Origin of the sequence: Methylocapsa sp. S129 (assembly GCF_009765995.1) — a bacterium.
Lineage (GTDB): Bacteria > Pseudomonadota > Alphaproteobacteria > Rhizobiales > Beijerinckiaceae > Roseiarcus.
Window position 1 is genome coordinate 395007 of sequence record NZ_LMUI01000042.1, and the last position, 20061, is coordinate 415067.

General features: G+C 62.8%; 18 protein-coding genes and 1 pseudogene. 5 read left to right on the top strand and 14 right to left on the bottom strand.

Annotated features, from left to right (window positions below; translation table 11 throughout):
• Positions 1-8 precede the first annotated feature (8 nt).
• Positions 9-734, top strand: a pseudogene (locus GSQ90_RS22520) (DUF3445 domain-containing protein); the annotation flags it as partial.
• Positions 735-951: 217 nt separating this feature from the next.
• Positions 952-2313 carry an AarF/ABC1/UbiB kinase family protein gene (locus GSQ90_RS22525; protein ID WP_158817116.1) on the top strand — a complete coding sequence of 454 codons (1362 nt, stop codon included), beginning with the start codon at positions 952-954 and terminating at the stop codon, positions 2311-2313.
• 17 nt (positions 2314-2330) lie between these two features.
• Here GSQ90_RS22525 and GSQ90_RS22530 read toward each other — a convergent pair whose 3' ends face one another.
• From GSQ90_RS22530 to GSQ90_RS22540, 3 genes are all read right to left on the bottom strand, one after another.
• Positions 2331-3281, bottom strand: a complete 951-nt coding sequence (locus GSQ90_RS22530) for an energy transducer TonB (protein WP_158817117.1) — start codon at positions 3279-3281, stop codon at positions 2331-2333.
• A gap of 81 nt (positions 3282-3362) precedes the next feature.
• Positions 3363-3989, bottom strand: a complete 627-nt coding sequence (locus GSQ90_RS22535; protein ID WP_158817118.1) for a TMEM175 family protein — start codon at positions 3987-3989, stop codon at positions 3363-3365.
• A 10-nt stretch (positions 3990-3999) separates the two neighbouring features.
• Positions 4000-5259 (bottom strand): NAD(P)/FAD-dependent oxidoreductase, encoded by a 1260-nt coding sequence (locus GSQ90_RS22540; RefSeq protein WP_158817119.1) that lies wholly within the window; start codon positions 5257-5259, stop codon positions 4000-4002.
• A gap of 232 nt (positions 5260-5491) precedes the next feature.
• Here GSQ90_RS22540 and GSQ90_RS22545 point away from each other — a divergent pair, with 232 nt between their 5' ends.
• Positions 5492-6613 (top strand): sensor domain-containing diguanylate cyclase, encoded by a 1122-nt coding sequence (locus tag GSQ90_RS22545; protein WP_158817120.1) that lies wholly within the window; start codon positions 5492-5494, stop codon positions 6611-6613.
• 66 nt (positions 6614-6679) lie between these two features.
• Here GSQ90_RS22545 and GSQ90_RS22550 read toward each other — a convergent pair whose 3' ends face one another.
• The 9 genes from GSQ90_RS22550 to GSQ90_RS22590 all read right to left on the bottom strand — a co-directional run bounded on the left by GSQ90_RS22550 (position 6680) and on the right by GSQ90_RS22590 (position 15183).
• Positions 6680-7351 carry a hypothetical protein gene (locus tag GSQ90_RS22550; RefSeq protein WP_158817121.1) on the bottom strand — a complete coding sequence of 224 codons (672 nt, stop codon included), beginning with the start codon at positions 7349-7351 and terminating at the stop codon, positions 6680-6682.
• Positions 7352-7505: 154 nt separating this feature from the next.
• Entirely contained in the window at positions 7506-8189 is a 684-nt protein-coding gene (gene yihA / locus GSQ90_RS22555; RefSeq protein ID WP_158817122.1) for a ribosome biogenesis GTP-binding protein YihA/YsxC, read from the bottom strand.
• A complete protein-coding gene (gene yidC, locus GSQ90_RS22560; protein ID WP_158817123.1) occupies positions 8182-10002 on the bottom strand; it encodes a membrane protein insertase YidC in 1821 nt (606 codons plus the stop codon). The genes yihA and yidC overlap by 8 nt, the downstream gene beginning before the upstream one ends.
• Positions 9999-10445: a ribonuclease P protein component gene (gene rnpA / locus GSQ90_RS22565; protein WP_158817124.1), complete on the bottom strand. Its 447-nt coding sequence runs from the start codon at positions 10443-10445 to the stop codon at positions 9999-10001. The genes yidC and rnpA overlap by 4 nt, the downstream gene beginning before the upstream one ends.
• A 49-nt stretch (positions 10446-10494) precedes the next feature.
• Complete coding sequence (rpmH, locus tag GSQ90_RS22570) at positions 10495-10629, bottom strand: 50S ribosomal protein L34 (protein ID WP_158817125.1); 135 nt, start codon at positions 10627-10629, stop codon at positions 10495-10497.
• Positions 10630-10869: 240 nt separating this feature from the next.
• Entirely contained in the window at positions 10870-11979 is a 1110-nt protein-coding gene (locus GSQ90_RS22575; protein WP_158817126.1) for a glycoside hydrolase family 172 protein, read from the bottom strand.
• 39 nt (positions 11980-12018) lie between these two features.
• On the bottom strand, positions 12019-12876 hold the full coding sequence (locus GSQ90_RS22580; RefSeq protein WP_246731721.1) for a carbohydrate ABC transporter permease: 858 nt from the start codon (positions 12874-12876) through the stop codon (positions 12019-12021).
• Positions 12869-13822, bottom strand: a complete 954-nt coding sequence (locus tag GSQ90_RS22585) for a carbohydrate ABC transporter permease (protein ID WP_158817128.1) — start codon at positions 13820-13822, stop codon at positions 12869-12871. Before GSQ90_RS22585 ends, GSQ90_RS22580 begins: the two co-directional genes overlap by 8 nt.
• A gap of 2 nt (positions 13823-13824) precedes the next feature.
• Complete coding sequence (locus GSQ90_RS22590) at positions 13825-15183, bottom strand: sugar ABC transporter substrate-binding protein (protein WP_158817129.1); 1359 nt, start codon at positions 15181-15183, stop codon at positions 13825-13827.
• Positions 15184-15289: 106 nt separating this feature from the next.
• Between GSQ90_RS22590 and GSQ90_RS22595 the strand changes: the two genes are divergently transcribed.
• Positions 15290-16291: a LacI family DNA-binding transcriptional regulator gene (locus tag GSQ90_RS22595; RefSeq protein ID WP_158817130.1), complete on the top strand. Its 1002-nt coding sequence runs from the start codon at positions 15290-15292 to the stop codon at positions 16289-16291.
• A 36-nt stretch (positions 16292-16327) separates the two neighbouring features.
• On the opposite strand, the gene GSQ90_RS22600 is transcribed toward GSQ90_RS22595, so the two are convergent.
• Both GSQ90_RS22600 and dxs read right to left on the bottom strand, forming a co-directional pair.
• Positions 16328-16555 carry a hypothetical protein gene (locus tag GSQ90_RS22600; RefSeq protein WP_158817131.1) on the bottom strand — a complete coding sequence of 76 codons (228 nt, stop codon included), beginning with the start codon at positions 16553-16555 and terminating at the stop codon, positions 16328-16330.
• On the bottom strand, positions 16552-18492 hold the full coding sequence (gene dxs / locus GSQ90_RS22605) for a 1-deoxy-D-xylulose-5-phosphate synthase (protein WP_158817132.1): 1941 nt from the start codon (positions 18490-18492) through the stop codon (positions 16552-16554). The genes GSQ90_RS22600 and dxs overlap by 4 nt, the downstream gene beginning before the upstream one ends.
• A 312-nt stretch (positions 18493-18804) precedes the next feature.
• Here dxs and GSQ90_RS22610 point away from each other — a divergent pair, with 312 nt between their 5' ends.
• Positions 18805-19992: a substrate-binding domain-containing protein gene (locus GSQ90_RS22610; protein ID WP_158817133.1), complete on the top strand. Its 1188-nt coding sequence runs from the start codon at positions 18805-18807 to the stop codon at positions 19990-19992.
• The last annotated feature ends 69 nt before the right edge of the window (positions 19993-20061 follow it).

Consider the following 20061-nt stretch of genomic DNA (forward strand, 5'->3'; position numbering starts at 1 on the left):
AACCCATCATGCCCTTCCTCCACACGCCCTATGCTTCCGGCAAATCGCCGTTTTCGATCGGACTTGCGCCGATCGATCTCGCCCAATGGATCGAACAGGATGAACGCCTGCCGGCGCAACTCGCGCTCAAGGAGGCCATTCTCGCGCAAGAGCGCGCCGCCGCGTTTGACGCGCTGGCCGGCAGCGAGGCCGGGCAGGGAGAGGTTCTGGAATTGCTGGCGGCGCATTTGCCGGCGCGCTATCCCCAGACGTATCGGCGCGAGGGAAACGCCCTGCGCATCCTGCCGGGCGATCGTCTCATTGCGCTTGATGGCGAGCCGGCGTTGCTGACCGCTTCGCGCCTCGTGCAGGAAGACCTGTTGCTGATGCGGCGTCATGAGGAGGGTTGGCGCCTTGTCGCGGGCTCCTTATGCTTTCCCTCGACATGGGTGCTTGCCGAGAAGCTCGGGCGCGGAATGGACGCCATTCACGCTCCGGCGCCCGGCTATGCCGGCAAAATGGCCGGGATGGTCGCCCGCATCTTCGACAATCTCAAGGTCGAACAGCCGGTGGAACGGTTCAACTGGTCGATCTATGGCGATGGGCGGCTGCGCTACAACAAGTCAAAGCAGGATCCGCTCGAGCGGTTTCCATCTGGCCAGTCCGTCTCTCACGCGCATATCCGCGTCGAGCGTCAGACCCTGCGCCGACTGCCGCGCAGCGGCGATATCTTGTTCACGGTGCGCGTGCATGTCGATCCTGCGGCCGCTTTCTGCGACCATGCGCACGGGCGCGAACTGGCGCGCGCTTTGCATGATCAACTCGCGGCGCTGACGCCGGTGCAGCTTGCCTATAAAGGCCTTGTCGAAGCGCGCGAGCGGCTGTTGGATGCTCTGGCCGCGATGGCGGAATGAGGTCTCGATAAAGCCTGATTGTTCCTACTAGAAACAACGCCAACCCGAGACCGCTTTGATGCAGGACGACGAAGCCAATCGATTTTCCGCGCGCGCCTCGCGCTATGCGCGCCTCGGCGTCAGCGCGGGCGCGTTCGCCGCACGCATGGCGTCCAATCGGGTGACCGGCGCGCGCGGCGGCGATGCGCAGGCCTTGGCGCGCTCGCTTGGCTCGCTCAAGGGGCCGTTGATGAAAGTCGCCCAGATGATGGCGACCATTCCCGAAGCGTTGCCGGCCGACTACGCCGAAGAATTGATGAAGCTGCAATCGCAGGCGCCGCCGATGGGCGCGGCTTTCGTCAAGCGCCGCATGCAGGCCGAACTTGGCGTCGATTGGCGCCGGCGCTTTGCGGAGTTCGATCTGGCTCCCGCCGCCGCCGCTTCATTGGGCCAGGTGCATCGCGCCACAAGCCTCGGCGGCGAGCGCCTTGCCTGCAAGCTGCAATATCCCGATATGGCCTCCACGGTCGAAGCCGATCTCGTCCAGCTCGATCTGCTGTTCTCGATCCACCGCCGCATGGGACCGGCGATCGATACGCGCGAGATCGCACGCGAGATCGGCGCGCGCGTTCGCGAGGAGCTCGACTACAGCCGCGAGGCCAAGCTCGCGCGGCTCTATCAGGCGATGCTCGCCGGTCGGCCGCTGGTGCGCGTGCCGCGCATCTTCGGCGAACTTTCCACCCGGCGCCTGCTGACGATGGAATGGCTGGACGGCGACAAACTGATGGATTTTGAGGATGCGCCGGCGGACGCGCGCAATACGGTGGCGATGGCCTTGTTCGACGCCTGGTGGCGGCCGTTCTCGCATTTTGGAATCATTCACGGCGATCCGCATCTGGGCAATTATTCGGTCGTCAGCACGGGACAAGGGGACAGCCGGCGTGTCGAGGGCGTCAATCTCTTCGACTATGGCTGCATCCGCATCTTTCCCGCCAGTTTCGTCGGCGGCGTCGTCGAACTCTACGAAGGTCTCAAATTCAGCGATGAGACGCGCGTGGTTCACGCCTATGAAATATGGGGCTTTAAAAACCTGTCGCGCGAGACGATCGCGGCGCTGAATATCTGGGCGCGCTTCATCTATGGCCCGCTGGTCGAGGACCGCGTGCGCACCATCGCCGACGGCGTCAAGCCCGGCGAATATGGCCGCCGCGAAGCTTTCGCGGTGGCGCGCGCGCTCAAGGCCCAGGGGCCGCTCAAAGTGCCGCGCGAATTCGTCTTCATGGACCGCGCCGCCATCGGCCTTGGCGGCGCTTTCCTGCGCCTTCGCGCCGAACTGAATTTTCATCGCTTGTTCGAAGAGGCGATCGAAGGCTTCAAGGTCGAGGAAATCGCCGCGCGCCAGAAAGCGGCGCTCGATGCGGTGGGGCTCGAAGCGGCCTAGCGCGCAATCCCCTAAGTTCATTTGGCGCCGTAGCTAAACCTCATTTCAAGCGGCGCGCCGCGCGGCGGCGGCGGAAACGGCGATGCCTGGCTGATCGCCTCGAGAGCCGCCGCGTCGATTTCGCGCGATCCGCTTTCGCGAACGACCCGCCGTTGCAGGAGATTGCCCGTTCCATCGACGCTGAAGACGATCGTTCCCTCATATTTCCCGGATTTGGGGCGGACGGCGGAGGCGAAGCGCATGTGGGGCATGATCATCCCGTAGAGGATCGACAGATAGGTCGCCTTGGCCTGGCCGCCGGCGACCGGCGTTTGTTTGGCCGCGCCGCCGAAATCGACCTCCGGCACCGATTCAAAGGTGGGAAGCTGAAAGGCGTTTGACGTCTGAGACTTTTCCGTTTGGGCGTCGGCATCCGCCCGCGCCTGCTGTTGGTCCGATTTTTCGCTATTCAATTCGGTTGCCGGGCGCGTCTCGTCGGCAGGTTTGTCCAAAGCAGGTTCGGCCGAGGCTTCCTTGGCCTGAGGCGCGCCGTCCCGCGGCGGCCCGGCCGCCTCGCCAGGATCGGGGCTGGGCGGCTTCGCCGGCTCCGGCGCAGGCGGGGCCTTCGCGGGCTTATCGGGGCCCTCGATTTCGCTCTTTTGACTGTTGGCGGCGCGCGGCGCGTCGGTCGCGGGTTCTTCGAGGGGCGGCTGCGCCGTGGGTTGCGGCTCGGGTTTCGCCGGCGGCTTGTCGGGCTCTTTTTGGGGCGGCGGCTCCATCACGATTTCGATGGGCGTCTCGATCGTCTCAGGCGCGAGGGGCGGCTCCAGTCCGTTCTCGAAAAACAATAGCGACAACAAGAGCGCATAGATGAGGCCAACGCCGAGCAGCGCGAGATAACCGCTCGGCTCTGCGAGGAACAAGGCCGCTTGGGACCGCAGCCAGCGTTCGGCAGGGTTTGCTTTAAAATTGTTGTCGGACGGCGACATGAAGATAAGCCAGGGCCCCAACGACGATCGGCACCCTAATTCTCCGGCCGCATGAACGCCAGCGGGCGCGGCGCCTCGTCTTCACAGCTTGAACAGGACCGGCAGGCGCGGCGCGATCGCATAATTGAGCTGCACGAGCACGATGAAGCCGATGCCGAGCGGGATGCTGATCAGGCCGAGCGCCGCGCCCAAGGCATAAAGCGCCTGCGCCACAATGACGCGGCGCCGATAGGCTTGCGAGAAGTGCGCGGGCGCATCCGCCTTGATGAGGCCGGCGCGCTCGGCATAGATCACGCAAGCGAGGATGCTGAGGCCGCAAAGAAGAATGTTGAACCAGTAAACAATGAACGCTGTTTCATAGCCGATGAATTCGGCGAGCAATCGCGTCGAGAATGGGAGCGCCGTTACGAAAGTCAGAAAGAGGTAGTTCAGCCAGGTCAGATCGCGATCGGCGTGCGCGACGTGATTGAGATGGGTCTGCTGTCCGACCCAGAAAATCCCGAGCGTCATCAGGCTGAGCAGCCAGGTGACGATCCGCGGCGCGAGCGCCGCGAGGCCGGCCCATAGCTGGGCTTCCGAATGAATGTCGGCGCTCTCGGGAATATGAATCTCAAGCACCAGCACGGTCATCGCAAAAGCGAAAATGCCGTCGCTGAGCGCGGCGATGCGGCCAAGGTCCTGCGCGGCGATGCGGTTATAGACGGTCATCGCGTCAGTCTCATCCCATCGGAACAAGCGCGTCAACGCCTACATTCGACGCCGCGCGCGCTGTTCCCGCCAGCTCTCCGGGCGTCGCGCTCGCCACGAGGCCCGTCTTCAGGCCGGCGAGCGTGCGCAGCATTTCGCGGCGCAGCCAGGGAATGATTTTCAATCGATGAAAGGCAAGATCGCGGACCTCGGCCAGAAGCCGCGAATCGGACTGGAAGAACGGCGTCATCGCCGCGCTGGCGAATTGATAAAATCGCACATGCTTGCGCCGAAGGCGCGCATAGAGATCGAGCGCTTGCGCCATATCGCCGGTTGCATCGAGCGCGTCGCCAAGCGCCAGCGCGTCGAGCAGCGCGCTATTGGCGCCCTGGCCAAGCTGCGGCGATGTCGCATGCGCGGCGTCGCCGATCAGCGCGAGGGGCCCGCGGAAAGGGCGTCGCGCGGTGAATTGCATGTAGGTCGCGAGCGTGAAATCGTCGGGGCCCAATGGGGCGACGACCGGCGCCAGCGCCGGCCAGAGCTGTGCGACCTGCTTGCGCCAATCGTCAAATCCCGTTCGCCAGGCCGGATGTTCGGCGGGCTTCAGACTCCAGAAAAAAGCAGCGAGCGGGGCCGAATCGGCGCTGATGCGGCCGACCGGCAGATGGCCGATCATGATCCTGGCCGCGACATAACGTTGGGCGAGGGTCGCAGGCGCAACGGCGAGGTCGGGAATGCTGGCCCATACGGCGCCATAGGCGAATGGCCGCGCTTTGCTCTGCGTCGCCAGCCGGCGCAGCGACGATCGCGCGCCGGAAGCGTCGACGATAAGTTCGAAGCCAGGCGATGTGCGTCCCCCGTCGTCGATGAGGCGCGCGCGCCCGTCGGCGCCGGTCCCGATGTCGACGATCGTCCAGCCGGTTTCAATGGCCGCGCCGCTCTCGGCGAACGCTCCCCAAAGGGCGGCGTGCAGCGCGGTGCGATGGATGCCTATCGCGTAAAAAGCCGGGTCGAGATCGGCATAATTCAGATCGAAGACGAGGCCGCCGCGCGCGTTGAGCCCGTGCAATCTATCGATGCGCGCGCCGAGCGCTTCGATGGAGGCGCGCAGGCCGAGCCGCTCGAGCGCAGCAAGGCCGGTTGGCTGCAGCATCAGGCCGGAGCCGATCGGACGCGCGGCGGCGAAGCGTTCGTAGACGACGACGCGATGGCCAGCGCGGCGAAGCAAGGTCGCCGCCGCAAGCCCGCCGACGCCGGCGCCGATGATCGCTATGTCGAATGATCTGCCCATGCCGCCCCTGCACGGGCCTCATTCTACAGTAAAAAAACCGGCTGGCGGCCTGATCAAGCCGTTGCTTTGCGCGGGAAGCGGGCTTTTCAGGCATTGCCTGCGCAAGGTGGAAGTCAAACCATGACGCTCGCCATCTCGCCCGCCCCCCGGTCTCTCCGGTCATTTATATAAGTCTTAAGAGATTTCGAGCCATCGTTTAAGGCAGCTTACGCAAAGCAAATCGAGTTGCAGAATGTCCGCTGTCCCATGGCCTCACGCCGCCCCCGCTCGACCGCATGCGACGCCTGACATGAATATGAGCGCCGCCGCCGAGATCGCGCGCTTGAGAGCGGAACTGCACGCGCAGGCTTGTATCATTCGCCAGCAGGCGAAGTCCTTGTCCCACAGCCGCAAGATCTTCGAGCGCGCCTCGGCCGTGGCGAGAATTGGCGTTTGGGAATGCAGCCTGCCGGATGAGACGCTGTCCTGGAGCGACCAAGTCTATGATATTTTCGAAGTTCCGCGCGGTTCCGTTCCCGACCGCAACCAAATCCTGACTTACTATTCGCCTGACTCACTGAAGGCGCTTCACGAAGTCCGCAGCAGAGCCATTGCGGAGCTTGGCGGCTTCACGCTCGACGCCGAGATCGTCACGGCGAAGGGCCGCCCTCGCTGGATTCGGCTGACCGCCACGGTCGAATGCGAAGACGGCGTCGCCGTTCGCATCTTCGGAATGAAGCAGGACATTACCGAGCAAAAAATCCTCTATGACCGCACGCGCTATCTCGCAGACTTCGACGTTCTGACCGAACTGCCCAATCGGAGTTCGTTTCAATCGAGGCTTTCCGTCCTCGGCGAGCGACGCGCCGATGGGGTTCCGTTCAGCGCGTTGCTTCTCGTCGACCTCGACGGTTTCAAGCAGATCAACGACACTTTCGGGCATGCGTTCGGCGACGAGTGCCTGAAGAGCGCCGCCGAGCGCCTTAGAAGCGTCTGCCGCGAATGCGATTTCGTCGCGCGAATTGGCGGCGATGAATTCGCTGTGCTGTTGGGCGCCGGTCTCAATCAGGACGAGATCGAGAAGGTCGCCGAACAAATCGTTGAAGCCCTGCGCAAACCGATGGGCGGCCACGATCGGCCATTCAAGGTCGGCGCCTCGGTCGGGATCGCGCGTATTGACGACTGTGAGCCCGTGGAGCTTTTCAAAAAGGCCGACGCCGCTCTTTACGCCGCCAAGGCGTCAGGGCGCGGCGTCTTCCGCATGTTTGGCTCGGCCATTTCCCATGTGGAGGATGCGCGCGCGACGCAGCCCGACATATTGCGGCCGAGCGACCGGACAGATCGCCGCGCGTTCAGGCGCGCGGGCCGTTCCTGACCGGCAGTTCGCCGCGGCGAAAACGATTTCGGCGGCCTGCATTGCGCTCGCGTGGGCCGCGTCGGACTATTTCACGCCCGCCTGCGCATTCTCGATGTCCTGCTCATACGCCCGCCGGTCATCGTCATCGTCGTAGCATTTGTCGTCGACGAACGTCCGGATCGCCGCGATATAGAGGCTGCGATAGGTCGAGCCGGCATTGTCGAAGTCGAATTTGCGCTTCGCTTCGAGAAGCGTCTCTCGAAGGCCGTCGCATTTTCGGCGACGCGCCCATGGGCTGTCGTCGTCGGCGACAATCACGAAGTCCTGCGGAAATGTCCTGAGATATCGGACATTGAATTGATCGCCGGGCTGCGGATAGACGAAGCCGTCCGGGGCCGGATAGAGATTGAAATCGTCGTCCTCGAAGCTGGTCTCGACGATTTTGCCCTCCGCGGTCTTGATGAGGATGTTGTAACCGACGACGTCGTGATTGTTGTATTGAGTCGACGTGGCGAAAGTCCCGGTGATTTGCGCCGATCCGGTCTCGCCGCGCTTGTAGAGGACGTAGGCGGAAAGGTCGGGGCCGAAGAATATATTCAGGAAGGCCGCGATCACCACGAGCGCGAAAACGCGCGCGTGTCTTCCGATCAATCGAGACAGCGGCCAACCCAATCCGAAGGCGATCGCAAAGGAAAGGGGAACAAACAGGAAGCGATGTTTCGCCATCAGAAAGAGGATATGGGCGAGGATGTCCATGCAGGCGTTCCAGATATAAATCCGCCTCGGGCGACGACGCGGGACGATGGGTGGGACGCTCGCCGGCGGAAGTGCGGGAAATCGCGAGGCGAGAGCGAATTTGGCGATCCTGATAAAGACCTGCCGTGCGGGCGCCAAGCGCCGGATCTATCCGTCAGCCTTTGAGCTGCGTTGCGTCAATCCCGCCGCGCTCGCGCATCAATTGCACGATATGGCCGCGCAATTCGGGAATGCCCTCGCCGGTGCGCGATGAGGTGAAAAACGCGCCGGGATAGGCGGCGGGATGGGCGCGCAAAGCCTCCAGCGTGGCGTCGATGATCGTCTGCTGATCGGCCAGTTTGACCTCGTCGCGCTTGGTCAGGACGATGGCGTAGGAGACGGCGGATTTGTCGAGCAGCTTCATCGTCTCGATGTCGCTGTCTTTCAGGCCGCGCCGGCCATCGACGAGCACGAAGGCGCGCATCAGCGGCGCGCGCCCGCGCAGATAATCGCGCATCAACTGTCCCCAGGACGCGACCTTGTTCTTGTTGACGGCGGCATAGCCATAGCCGGGCATATCGACCAGCGTCAGTTGTCCGCCAAGGTTGAAGAAGATCAGCTCTTGCGTGCGCCCCGGCGTGTTGGACGTGCGCGCCAGGCTCTGGCGTCCGGTGAGTGCATTGACGAGCGAGGATTTGCCGACGTTCGAGCGTCCGGCGAACGCAATTTCTGGCGCGCCGATCGGCGGCAGGCCATCGGATTTGGCGGCGGCGAAAAAGAAATCGCAGGGGCCGGCGAAAAGCTTGCGGCCCGCTTCGATCAGCGCGGCGGTCCGCTGCTCGGGCGAAGCCTCATTCACCTGGTTCGGGTTTCTTCTTGAACATCAGGGGCAGACCATTGAACATCTTGCTCAGATTGTCCCAAAGCTCCACCTTCACGCCGTTCTTGCGCATGATGAAATATTGCTGCGTCACGGACAGCGTGTTGTTCCAGGTCCAGTAAATCACCAGGCCAGCGGGGAAGGCGCCGAGCATGAAGGTGAAGATCACCGGCATCCAGGCGAACATCGTCTTCTGCACGGGATCGGTCGGCTCGGGATTCATCTTCATCTGGAAGAACATCGACACGCCCATGACGAGCGGCCAGATGCCGAGCGCGAGGAAATGGCCGAACATCGGCAAAGCGGTGGGGTCCCACGGGATCAGGCCGAACAGGGTGAAAATATTGGTCGGATCGGGCGCCGAAAGATCGTGAATCCAGCCGAAGAACGGCGCATGGCGCATTTCGATGGTGATGAAAATCACCTTGTAAAGCGCGAAGAACACCGGAATCTGGATCACCATCGGCAGACAGCCGGCGACCGGATTGACGCCCTCTTTCTTGAATAGCTCCATCTGCGCCTGTTGCTGTTTGGCGCGGTCGTCGGGGAAGCGCTCCTTCAAAGCAGCGAGCTGGGGCTGCACTTTCTTCATTTTCGCCATCGAGGCGTAGCTGCGGCTGGCGAGCGGGAAGAAGGCGAGCTTGACGAGCACGGTGACGATGAGGATCGCAATGCCGAAATTACCGACGTATCTGTAAATGAAGTCGATGAGCTGGAACATCGGCTGGGTGATCATCCAGAACCATCCCCAGTCGATCATCAGATTGAATTTCCGGATGCCGAGATCGGCCATATAGGCGTTGATCGTGTTGACCTCTTTGGCGCCGGCGAAAATGCGGGAAACGACCTGGCTGGTGGAGTCCGGCGCCACGGTCTGCGCGGGACCGACATAATCAGTTGTATAATCGGCAGGTTGGACTGCGCCGCTGACGGCAAAACGCGCGTCGACCGGCATCGTCTGATCGGGGATGATCGCCGAGGCCCAATATTTGTCGGTGAAGCCCAGCCAACCGCCCGCGCCCTTGGTCGTGACGGGTTTGGCCGGGTCGATCTTGGCGTAGGTGACTTCGTCGACCGCATTGTCGCCGACGCTGCCGACATAACCTTCGTGCAGCACCGAATAGCCGCTGACGACCGGTTTGCCGCGCCGCAGGATCAGCGCATAGGGATGCAGGGTGACAGGCTCGTTGCTCTTGTTCTCGACCGAATTGGTGATGGTGAACATGTAGCGGTCGTCGACCGCGATGGTACGGTGAAAGATCAGGCCGGCACCGTTGTCATAGGTGAGCGTAACTGGCTTATCGGCGGTGAGCGTTTGCGAATCGCTCGTCCATACGCTGTCGCGCACGGGCGTCTTGGCTTTCGTTCCCGCGTCGGGGACATAACCGGTCTCTGCCCAATAGGGGTCTGGGCCGCCCTGGGGCGAGAACAGGGTGATGGTCGGGCTATTGGGGTCGATCGTCTCGCGATAGGCCTTGAGCGTCAGGTCGTCGAGCAGGCCGCCGGTCAGGTCGATCGAGCCGCCGAGACTCTTGGTGTCGATCGCGATCCGCTTGCTCGCGGCGAGCGCTTCAGGCCGGGTTTCGGGCGCAGAGGCGACCGGCGCCCCGGTCGGCGGCAGCGTCGCTCCGGCGCCGGTCGCGGGGGAGCCGGACGCGGTGGAATTGGCCTGCGTCTGCGCCTGACGGTCCTTTTGCAATTGCGGGGCGCCGTAGAAATAGTTCCAACCGATCAGGACAAGGACTGACAGGACGATCGCCAGGATCAGGTTTCTTGAATCCTCGGAGTTCATCTGCGTTTGTCTCTGTCGTTGGATGGACGCGCGGGCGCGGAACGGGCCGCGCTCGAATGAACCAGTGAAAAGGCGCGGATAAGATCGGACTGAAGCAAAGCGAAGGGCCGCGCCAGCGCTTCCTTCTGCGCCATCACCACGTAATCATGATCGGGCCGGGTCTCAAGATCGCGCGCCAGCCGCACGGCTTCCTTCAGGCGCCGGCGAATGCGGTTGCGCAAGACGGCGTCGCCCAATTTTTTCGTGACGGTGAAGCCGACGCGGGGGCCGAGGCCGTCGGGCGCCGCGGCGCGGCGATTGGCTTGAAGCGCGAACGCCTCCATCCGCGCCCGTCGGCCACGCGCGGCGCGCTGAAAATCGGCGCGGCGTTTCAGGCGGCTAATCTCGGGCGTTTGGCTGTCGTCGCGCATCAGGGCGCTGACACAGGCCTCGGGCTCGTTCATTGGCTCCCTTCCGCGCGACCAGGGTCTCTCGCGAGCCGCGCGCGCGGGATCAGGCGGAAAGACGCTTGCGGCCGCGAGCCCGGCGCGCATTGAGAACCTTGCGGCCTCCCACAGTCTCCATACGCGCGCGAAAGCCATGGCGACGCTTGCGAACGATCTTGCTCGGTTGATAGGTCCGCTTCACAGTCAAATCTCCAAAAGGCGCTTTAATTTTCGGACGATACGCCCAGAGGCTTCGCCCAATGAACCAACCCCGGTCCTCGCCAGAACGCCGCCAAGGCGTCAAGCAAGCCGGGGAAAACTGCAAATGCCGCGCAACGCCGCAGCGCGCGCCTTATAGGGGCGCCGCCCCGGCGAAGTCAATTGCGGGCAGCCTCCCAGCTCGAATTTCAGGAACGGCGGTCGATATTCGGCCGCCGGACCGTCAGATAATCTCCAGATAATCGCGATCGGCCAGCGCCGGGAACGGCGCGGTCGGCAGCGTCTGATACCAAAATGCGACTGAGGCGATGTCGTCCTGGAGCGGCAGGTAGCGCCTGTCTTTCTTCTCCGTGCGCCAGCCGAGCGCCTGAATCGTCACCTTGATGTCGGACTCGAACCGGATCGGATCGGCAATATGCCAGCGGTATAGCCCGAAGCGTTGCTGGGAATTATAGGTCCCATCAGGGCGAATAACCTGCGGCATGCCGGCATAGGGGGTGGTGAAGGGCGTATAGGCGCGCGGGAACGCCGGATCGACCGTGCCGCAGTCGAAATTATAGGCGCCGCAGAAGTAATCCTCGGTTCCGGTTCCGCAGATCGTCGGATAGGCGTCGCCATCGAGGAAGAACTTAATTTCGCCCTCGCCCCACCAGCCCGAATTGTTCACGCCCCAGGCCATATAGGCGCCGACATACTGCCCTTTTCCGCGAACGCCTTCCAGAAGGGTGTAATCTTGTTTGTAGGGCAGCGGATTGGTGCGGCGGAACTGTGCATGAAAATAGGCCGCGTCGGCCGGCACTTCGGCGAGCGCATAGTTGATCTGGTAATAGACGATCGCGTGGTCGTCGGGATCGCGGTTTTCCAGCGTGATGCGCGCCCGGCGCCGGAACGGCATCTCCCAATAGCAATTGAAAGCGCGGCCGGGATTGACGCAGACGGCGAGCGAGGAAACCTGGGCATAGCTATTCCATCCGCAGGCGAAGAAATCTCCGAGCGGCGCCTCCACCGACGGATGTTCCTGATCGTCCCAATACATGCGCAGAATCAGGTCGCGCCAGCGCACGTTGGCCGGCGTCAGCCATATCTGCTGGATGGCGCCGGGGCCCTCGATGTCGGCGAGCAGGCGCGTTTCTCCCGCCTCCATCCGGATCGACGGCGAGATTTTCCAACCTTGCCCGAGATCGCGGGCGTGGATGGCGCCAGTGCCCTCCGTGGCGCGCCCGCCGCCGCCTTTGGCGCCGGAAAAATTTTCCGGGGAGATCGATCGGGTTTTGGCGTCCGACAGCCGGAACAAATTGCTGAGATTCACGCCTAATCCGGAGAAATACGACATGGGCGATCCTGAAGTGAGGGGTTGATCGGAAAGCGGCGCTTATTTGAGGCCGCTGGTCTTAATCGACTCCATGATTTGCCGCTGAAACACGACAAATAAAATGAGCGTTGGCAGCGCCACGACCGTGGAGGCCGCCATGATGTAGTTCCACGATCCCGAATATTGTCCCTGGAAGCTGGCGATGGCGACTTGCACAACCCACAGGTTTCGATCGCTGACGATGGTGAGCGGCCACAAAAATGCATTCCAATTGGCCAGGAAGAACAAGATGGCCAGGGCGGAGAGAATGGGGCGACTGAGCGGCAGGATGACGCTCCAATAGATGCGCCAATAGCCGGCCCCATCCATGATCGCCGCTTCTTCGATCTCGCGCGGCACGCCCAGATAAAACTGCCGCAGCAGAAAGATGCCGAAAGCGTTGAAGATCGCGGGAATGATCAACCCCGCGTAAGAGTTCAGGAGGCCCAAAGCTTTCACCAGAACGAATAAGGGCACGATGATGACGGGGAGCGACACCAGAAAGGTCGCGAACATCGTCAGGAAGATCGCTTCGCGGCCGGGAAAGCGCAGGCGGGCGAGCGCATAGCCCGCCATCGAGTGCAGCAGCAGCGCCAGTACGGTCACGGAGGAGGAAACGAAAAACGTGTTGAACAGGAAGCGGAGGAAGTCGAGCTGGGTGAATACGTAAATGAAATTATCGAGGGTCGGATGCGGCGGCAGAATCCCTGGTCCGAACACTTCGCTCTGCTGTTTGAACGCGGTCGAGAGCATCCAAAGCAGAGGGATGATGGTCATCAGGCCCAGGATCAGGCTGCATAGCGACAGGATCGCGGGAACGGCCGCGAAAGTCCCTGATGTGGCCGGCCTTCCCAATCCTGGCGCGCGGGTCTCATTCAAAGCGGCCACCGCGCGTGATGCGAAACAGCAGGAATGTGAAAGCGAGCAGAATCGCGACCAGCGTCGTGGCCATGGCGGCCGCATAGCCGAACTCATTGTACTGAAACGCCTGCTGGTAGATGTAATAGATGGTGAGTTCGGTGGAATTGGCCGGCCCGCCCTTGGTCATCACGTAAATCAGGTCGAACGCCTGGCCGCCGGCGACCGCCGTCACCGTCGCCACCAGGAGCACAAAGAAGCTGGTGGTTCGAAGTAGCGGCAAAGTGATGTGGAAGAAGGCGCGGATCGGGTTGGCCCCATCGAGCCAGGCCGCTTCGTAATATTCCCTGGGAATGTCCTGCAGGCCGCCGAGGAAGATCAGCATATAGAAGCCCATCAGAAACCACAGGCTGACCACGACGACCGAGGCAAGCGCCAGATCGGGATCGCCAAGCCAGGAAAGGCCGCCGAGCCCGACCAGGGACATCAGCCGGTTCACCGGGCCGATCTTGTCGACGAGCAGCACCTGCCACACCAAGGCCACGACCACGAGGCTGACCATCTGGGGCAGGAAGAACAAGCTTCGAACCAGGCCCGATATCCGGGAGCGCCGCTGCGCCAGGAGCGCGAGCCCCAGACCTACGACATAGAGGCTGGGAACCAGCATCAGGACGTAGAAGAGCGTCACCCTGAGGCTTTGGAGGAACAAAGGGTCCAGAAACATCCGGCGGTAATTGGCGAGCCCGGCGAACCGATATCCGCCAAAACCATCGACTTCGTAGAAACCAAGGCCAAGGGCCAGCAGCATCGGAAGCGCCGCGAATATGGCGAGGCCGATCGCGTCAGGCGCAATGAATAAATATCCCGCGACGGCTTCGCGCCGACGCATCGACCATGGAGCGCCGCGGGCGGCGCGGCGCCCGGTCGCAGTTTCGTATTCAACACCCTCCGCGCCGCCAAAAGCCATGATCAGAGAATCTTGGCGCCGGTATAGCCTGCCAGAAAAGCGTCGAGCTGCTGCGAGGCCGTCTCGGCTTGTTTGGCCGGTTCCGCGCCATTGAGCTGGCAGGCCTGAATGGCGTCGGAAACGATCTTGTAAACCTGCGGCGGAACGCGCGGTTCGGCGCGGGCGCCGGGATAGATTTGCTCGGTGAAGATCTTCATCTGCCCGGTTTCAAAGGCGGCCTTACCCGTATCGAACGCCGATTGACGCGGCGGCATATCGCTTTTGGCGACCGTGCACCAATCAACCATGCGTTTGAGGGAATCCGGGCTGGCGGACGCAAGGGCCCATGCGCAGAACTGCCCGGCCGCATCGGGGTTCTTGCCCTTCGCATTGGCCACCATCGCCCAGCCGCCGCCGACCGTGACGTATTTGCCGCCTGGCGGCGTCGGGAGCTTGAATATTCCGTAAGGCACGTCCTTGGCGCCGCTTTGCAGATTGCTGATGCCCCAGATTCCGCAATTCTGGATGGCGCAATAACCGGAGCCCAGGTTGGGCACGATGTCCCAAACGCCGCCGCCCAGAGGTTTGCGCGGCGCCGCGCCCGATTTCACCGCGTCTTGCCAGAATTTCAGGGCCTGAATCGTCGCCGGCGCATTGAACGCGCTCTTGCCGTCCGAACCCTGGATCTCGCCGCCGCCCTGCCACAGGAACGGATACCAGGTGAAGTTCTGATAATAGCCCGGCATTGTTTCGAACAAGAGACCGAACCGGTCCGAGGTCGTCAGTTTCTTGCCAATTTCGAGGAGTTGCTCCCACGTCTTGGGCAGATCGTTTTCGTTTAATCCCGCCTTGTCGAAAAAGTCCTTGCGATAATAGAAGGCCATCGGTTCGACCTCCATGGGGACGCCATAGATTTTATCGTCGACCTTGCGGCTCGCGATCACGCTTTGAGAGAAGTCGGACCGCGTATGCGCATCGATATAGGGCGTCAGATCCTGGAGCACGCCGCCATTGTAATAGCGCAGGAAATCGCCCGGGCTGATGAGGAAAATATCCGGCCCTTGCCCCGATGCGAAGGCGGTCGGCAGTTTGGTCCCGTTCATGTAATCGCCGCTCGGCACGTATTCGAGCTGGATTTTGGCGTCACGCGCGGCGTTCCACGCGGCGACGGCGTCTTCGAACCATTGGGATTGAGCGGGAACCGGTCCGCCGGGCGCGTAGAACTGCCAGAAGCTCAGCGTCGTTGTCGCCGCTTTCGCCCGGATGATGGCGGGAAAGCCGGTGAGCGCGGCCGCGCCGCCCAGAATTGTTCCTCGCCTCAGAAGCTGTCGCCGCGTCAGTTCGCCTGTCGAAGCGGCGCGACCATTTTTCTGCGTTTCCATCATGCTCCTCCCTGATCAAGGGCGCGGTCTTCGCCGCGCCCGATATTTGAATATCTGAAACGTTTCAGATAACCTACAGAGAGGCTTCTCTTTTGGCAATGGAATTATGAAGACGCTTAAAGACGTGGCCTTGCGGGCCGGCGTATCGATCGCTTCCGTATCCACGGTGATCAACAATACGGCGGCGGTCAGCCCCGCCATGCGCAAAAAGGTCGAGCGCGCCGTCGCCGATCTCGGCTACATTCCCCACGCCTTGGCGCGCAACCTCAAGATGGGGCGCGTCAATGTCATCGGACTGATCCTGCCCGACATCGCCAACCCGCACTTTTCGGAACTGGCGAGCGCGATCGAAGTGGCTTGCGACAGCGCGGGCTTCAGCCTGATGCTTTGCAACACGAGCGATAATGCCGAGAAAGAAGTGCGGCATTTGCGCATGATGCGGGCCCAGCGCGTCGCCGGCGTGATCTTTGTGCCCGGCGGCAGCCCAACGCACGACACCGAGGCGCTCGGCCGCCTTCTCGAAGGCCCGGCGGTCCTGCTCGACCGCGCCTTTGCGAGCCTCGCGCTCGATTGCGTTCTGCTCGACAATGTCGAGGCTGGCCGCCTCGCGGCGGATCATCTCGTTCAAAATGGCCACAGACGGATCGGCATTGTCGCAGGGCCTCCCCATCTCCAGATTTCACAGGATCGCGTCGCCGGATGCCGGGCGGCGATGCGCGCGCATGGATTGCCGTTCGAAGAGAGCTTGGTCGTTGACGGCGGCTTCCGCCCGGAACTCGCCTATCACGCAACGCGCGCCGTGCTGCGCCGACGAGCGCGCCCCACGGCGGTGATCGCCACCAGCAATCATACGACTGTCGGTGTTATGAAGGCGCTCGCGGAGCTGGGATTGCGCTGCCCCGCCGATGTCTCGGTCGCCGCCATCGACGATTTCACATGGGCCGAGGGATTTGCGCCGCGCCTGACGGCTGTCGCGCAACCGATCGAAGCCATGGGGCAGGAAGCGGTGCGCCGTCTTCTGGCCCGTAGCGATTCCAGAGCTTCTCCCCAATGCGTGGTCCTGCCTCCCCGGCTCATCATTCGCGACTCGACGCGCGTCCTGGAATAAGGCTCGCCGCCATCGCTCTTGTCCTGAGTGCGAACCTTATCCCCCCGATCCGGCCGGCTGGGCGAGTTCCTCGCAATTCCTGCGGCCGGAATTGAGGCAATTCTCCAGCTTGCGGCGGGCGTCGAGCGACATCACGACCCAGATAATCGCGATCGCCAGCGCCAGCAGGAAGGCGGCGGCGGCCAGATTGACGAACACGCGGTGTTGCCGGTCTTCGGTTTCCTCGGAGGACGGCTCGGAGCCAGGGGACTCCTCTGGGCTCACGCGATCCGGCTCTTGGCCGCTCCGGCCATGCCGCCCAGCGCTTCCAGCGCTTTGGCGACGATCGCTTTGGCGTCGAGGCCCGCCCGCGCATAAAGCCGGTCGGGCTTGTCGTGGTCGAGAAAGACGTCGGGCAAGGTCATGGTCCGGATCTTCAGGCCGCGGTCGAGCGCGCCGTTTTCCGCCAGCAGGCCAAGAACATGCGAGCCAAAGCCGCCGATCGAGCCTTCTTCGATGGTGATGAGCAATTCGTGGGTCCTGGCGAGGCGTAGCACGAGTTCGCGATCGAGCGGTTTGGCGAAGCGCGCATCGGCGACCGTCGTCGAAAGGCCGCGCGCGGCAAGATCCTCGGCCGCCTTCAGCGCTTCGGCCAGGCGCGTGCCGAGCGACAGGATCGCGATGCGCGACCCCTCGCGCATGACGCGGCCCTTGCCGATCTCCAGCGGGATTCCGCGCTCGGGCATTTCCACGCCGACGCCATCGCCGCGCGGATAGCGCATCGCGATCGGGCCTGAATCATGGGCGGCGCAGGTCGCCGTCATATGCACCAGTTCCGCCTCGTCGGCCGCCGCCATGACAACCATATTGGGCAGGCAGGCGAGATAGGCGACGTCGAAGGCCCCGGCATGGGTCGCGCCATCGGCGCCCACCAGGCCGGCCCGGTCGATGGCGAAGCGCACCGGCAGGTTCTGGATCGCGACGTCATGCACCACCTGGTCATAGCCGCGCTGCAGAAAGGTCGAATAGATCGCGCAGAACGGCTTGTAGCCCTCGCTCGCCAGCCCGGCGGCGAAAGTCACCGCATGCTGTTCGGCGATGCCGACATCGAAAGTGCGGTCGGGGTAGGCGGCCTCGAAATGGTCGAGCCCGGTGCCTCCGGGCATGGCGGCGGTGATGGCGACGATCTTGTCGTCGCGGGCCGCCTCGTCGATCAGCGCATTGGCGAACACGCGGGTATAGGCGGGCGCATTGGCTTTGGGCTTGGCCTGCGCGCCGGTGACCACATCGAAGGCGTTGACGCCGTGATATTTGTCGGGCGACGCTTCGGCGGGACCATAGCCCTTGCCCTTCTTGGTCACGACATGAACAAGCACAGGGCCGTTGGGCAGGTCGCGCACATTTTTCAGGACGGGCAGGAGATGGTCGAGATTGTGGCCATCGACCGGCCCGACATAGAAGAAGCCGAGCTCCTCGAACAAAGTGCCGCCGGTCCAGAAGCCGCGGCTGTATTCTTCGGTCAGGCGCGCCTTGTCATAGAAGAATTTGGGCAGGCGCTTGGCGAGCTGCTTGGCGGTCTCGCGGATCGAGCGATAGGTCTGGCTGGAAACGAGGCGCGCCAGATAGGCCGACATGGCGCCGGTCGGCGGCGCGATCGACATGTCATTGTCGTTGAGGATGACGATCAGGCGCGAATGCAGGGCGCCGGCATTGTTCATCGCCTCATAGGCCATGCCAGCCGACATGGCGCCATCGCCGATGACGGCGATGACGTGATTGTCGCCATGCGACAGATCGCGCGCCATCGCCATGCCAAGCGCCGCCGAGATCGAGGTCGAGGAATGGGCGGCGCCGAAAGGATCGTATTCGCTCTCGACCCGCCTGGTGAAGCCGGAAAGGCCGCCGCCCTGGCGCAAGGTGCGAATGCGGTCGCGGCGCCCGGTGAGAATTTTGTGCGGATAGGCCTGGTGCCCGACATCCCAAATGATGCGATCGCGCGGCGTATCGAAGACATAATGCAGGGCGAGCGTCAGTTCGACGACGCCCAGTCCCGCGCCGAGATGGCCGCCCGTGACCGAAACGGCGTTGATCGTCTCGGTGCGCAACTGATCGGCGAGGGCGCGTAGATCGCTCTCGGGCATCGCGCGCAAATCTTCGGGCGTCTGGATTTTATCGAGAAGAGGCGTTTCGGAAACCGTCACCAATATCCCCTTGCCCCACATTCCCGTTCCGCGCCGGAAGGTCCGGCCGCTGCAAATGAGGCGAGGGTTACACCAGAATGGCGCTCGGCGCCAATTGTTGGCCGAACGGGGGCGCGCTAGAGGCCGGATAGTGGCGCGGCGGCAAAGGGTTACGTCGAATCGTGGCGAAAGCGCGCATCCGCCGTTGGAGGCGCGCCTTGACGCTCAAGTCCGCTTTGGCCATTCTGACGGGGAAAGTCAGCCAGATAACAATTCGGCTCACATTCGGGGGGATTCGCGGCGCCGGCGCGCCAATAATCGTCCCCTTTTCCTCAAGCTTGGCCCGGAGCGGCAATGACCCATTTCATCAAAGGCCTCGCTGTCGCGGCGGCCGTTCTGAGCGGCGCTGGCGCCGCGAGCGCGGCCGATCTCAATATTGCGCTGATTTATGGGCGGACGGGACCGCTTGAGGCCTATGCGAAACAGACGGAAAACGGCCTGCGGCTCGGCTTGGAATATGCGACCAAAGGGTCGATGGAAGTCGACGGGCGCAAGATCAACATCATTCTCAAGGACGATCAGAGCAAGCCGGATCTGGCCAAAACCGCGCTCGCCGAAGCTTATGAAGACGATCACGCTGATATTGCGATCGGCACCTCTTCGTCGGCGGCGGCGATCGCCATGCTGCCGGTCGCCGACGAGCATAAGAAAATCCTGATCGTCGAGCCGGCCGTCGCCGACCAGATCACCGGCGACAAATGGAACCGCTACATCTTCCGCACGGGGCGCAATTCGTCGCAGGACGCGATTTCGAACGCGGTGGCGATCGGCAAGCCGGGCGTCTATGTCGCGACGCTCGGACAGGACTATGCCTTCGGGCGCGACGGCGTCGCCGCCTTCAAGGAAGCGCTCGTCAAAACGGGCGCGACCCTCGTGACGGAAGAATATGCGCCGGCCAACACGACCGACTTCACCGCCTCCGCCCAGCGCCTGTTCGACGCGCTCAAAGACAAGCCCGGCCGTAAGATCATCTGGGTGATCTGGGCGGGCGGCGTCAATCCGCTCGATAAGCTGCAGGACCTCGATCCCGGCCGCTACGGCATCGAAATCTCGACGGGGGGCAATATTCTTCCCGCGCTCGCCGCCTATAAGAGGTTCCCGGGTCTCGAAGGCGCGGCCTATTATTACTATGGCATCCCCAAAAATCCGATCAATGACTGGCTGGTCGCCGAGCATCAGAAGCGCTTCAACGCGCCGCCTGATTTCTTCACCTGCGGCGGCTTTGCCGCGGCGATGGCGGTGGTCGCGGCGGTCGAGAAAGCCAAATCGACCGATAGCGAAAAGCTGATTGCCGCGATGGAGGGCATGCAATTCGAGACGCCCAAGGGCGCGATGATTTTCCGCAAAGAAGATCATCAGGCGCTGCAATCGATGTACGCGTTCAAGATCAAGGTCGATCCGGCGGTCGCCTGGGCGATTCCTGAGCTTGTGCGCGAATTGAAGATCGAAGACATGACGATCCCGATCCGCAACAAGCCATGAGGCAGGGGCGTTTGCCCCTTCTCCCGCTGCGCGGGAGAAGGCGTCATGCGGAGCATGACGGATGAGGGC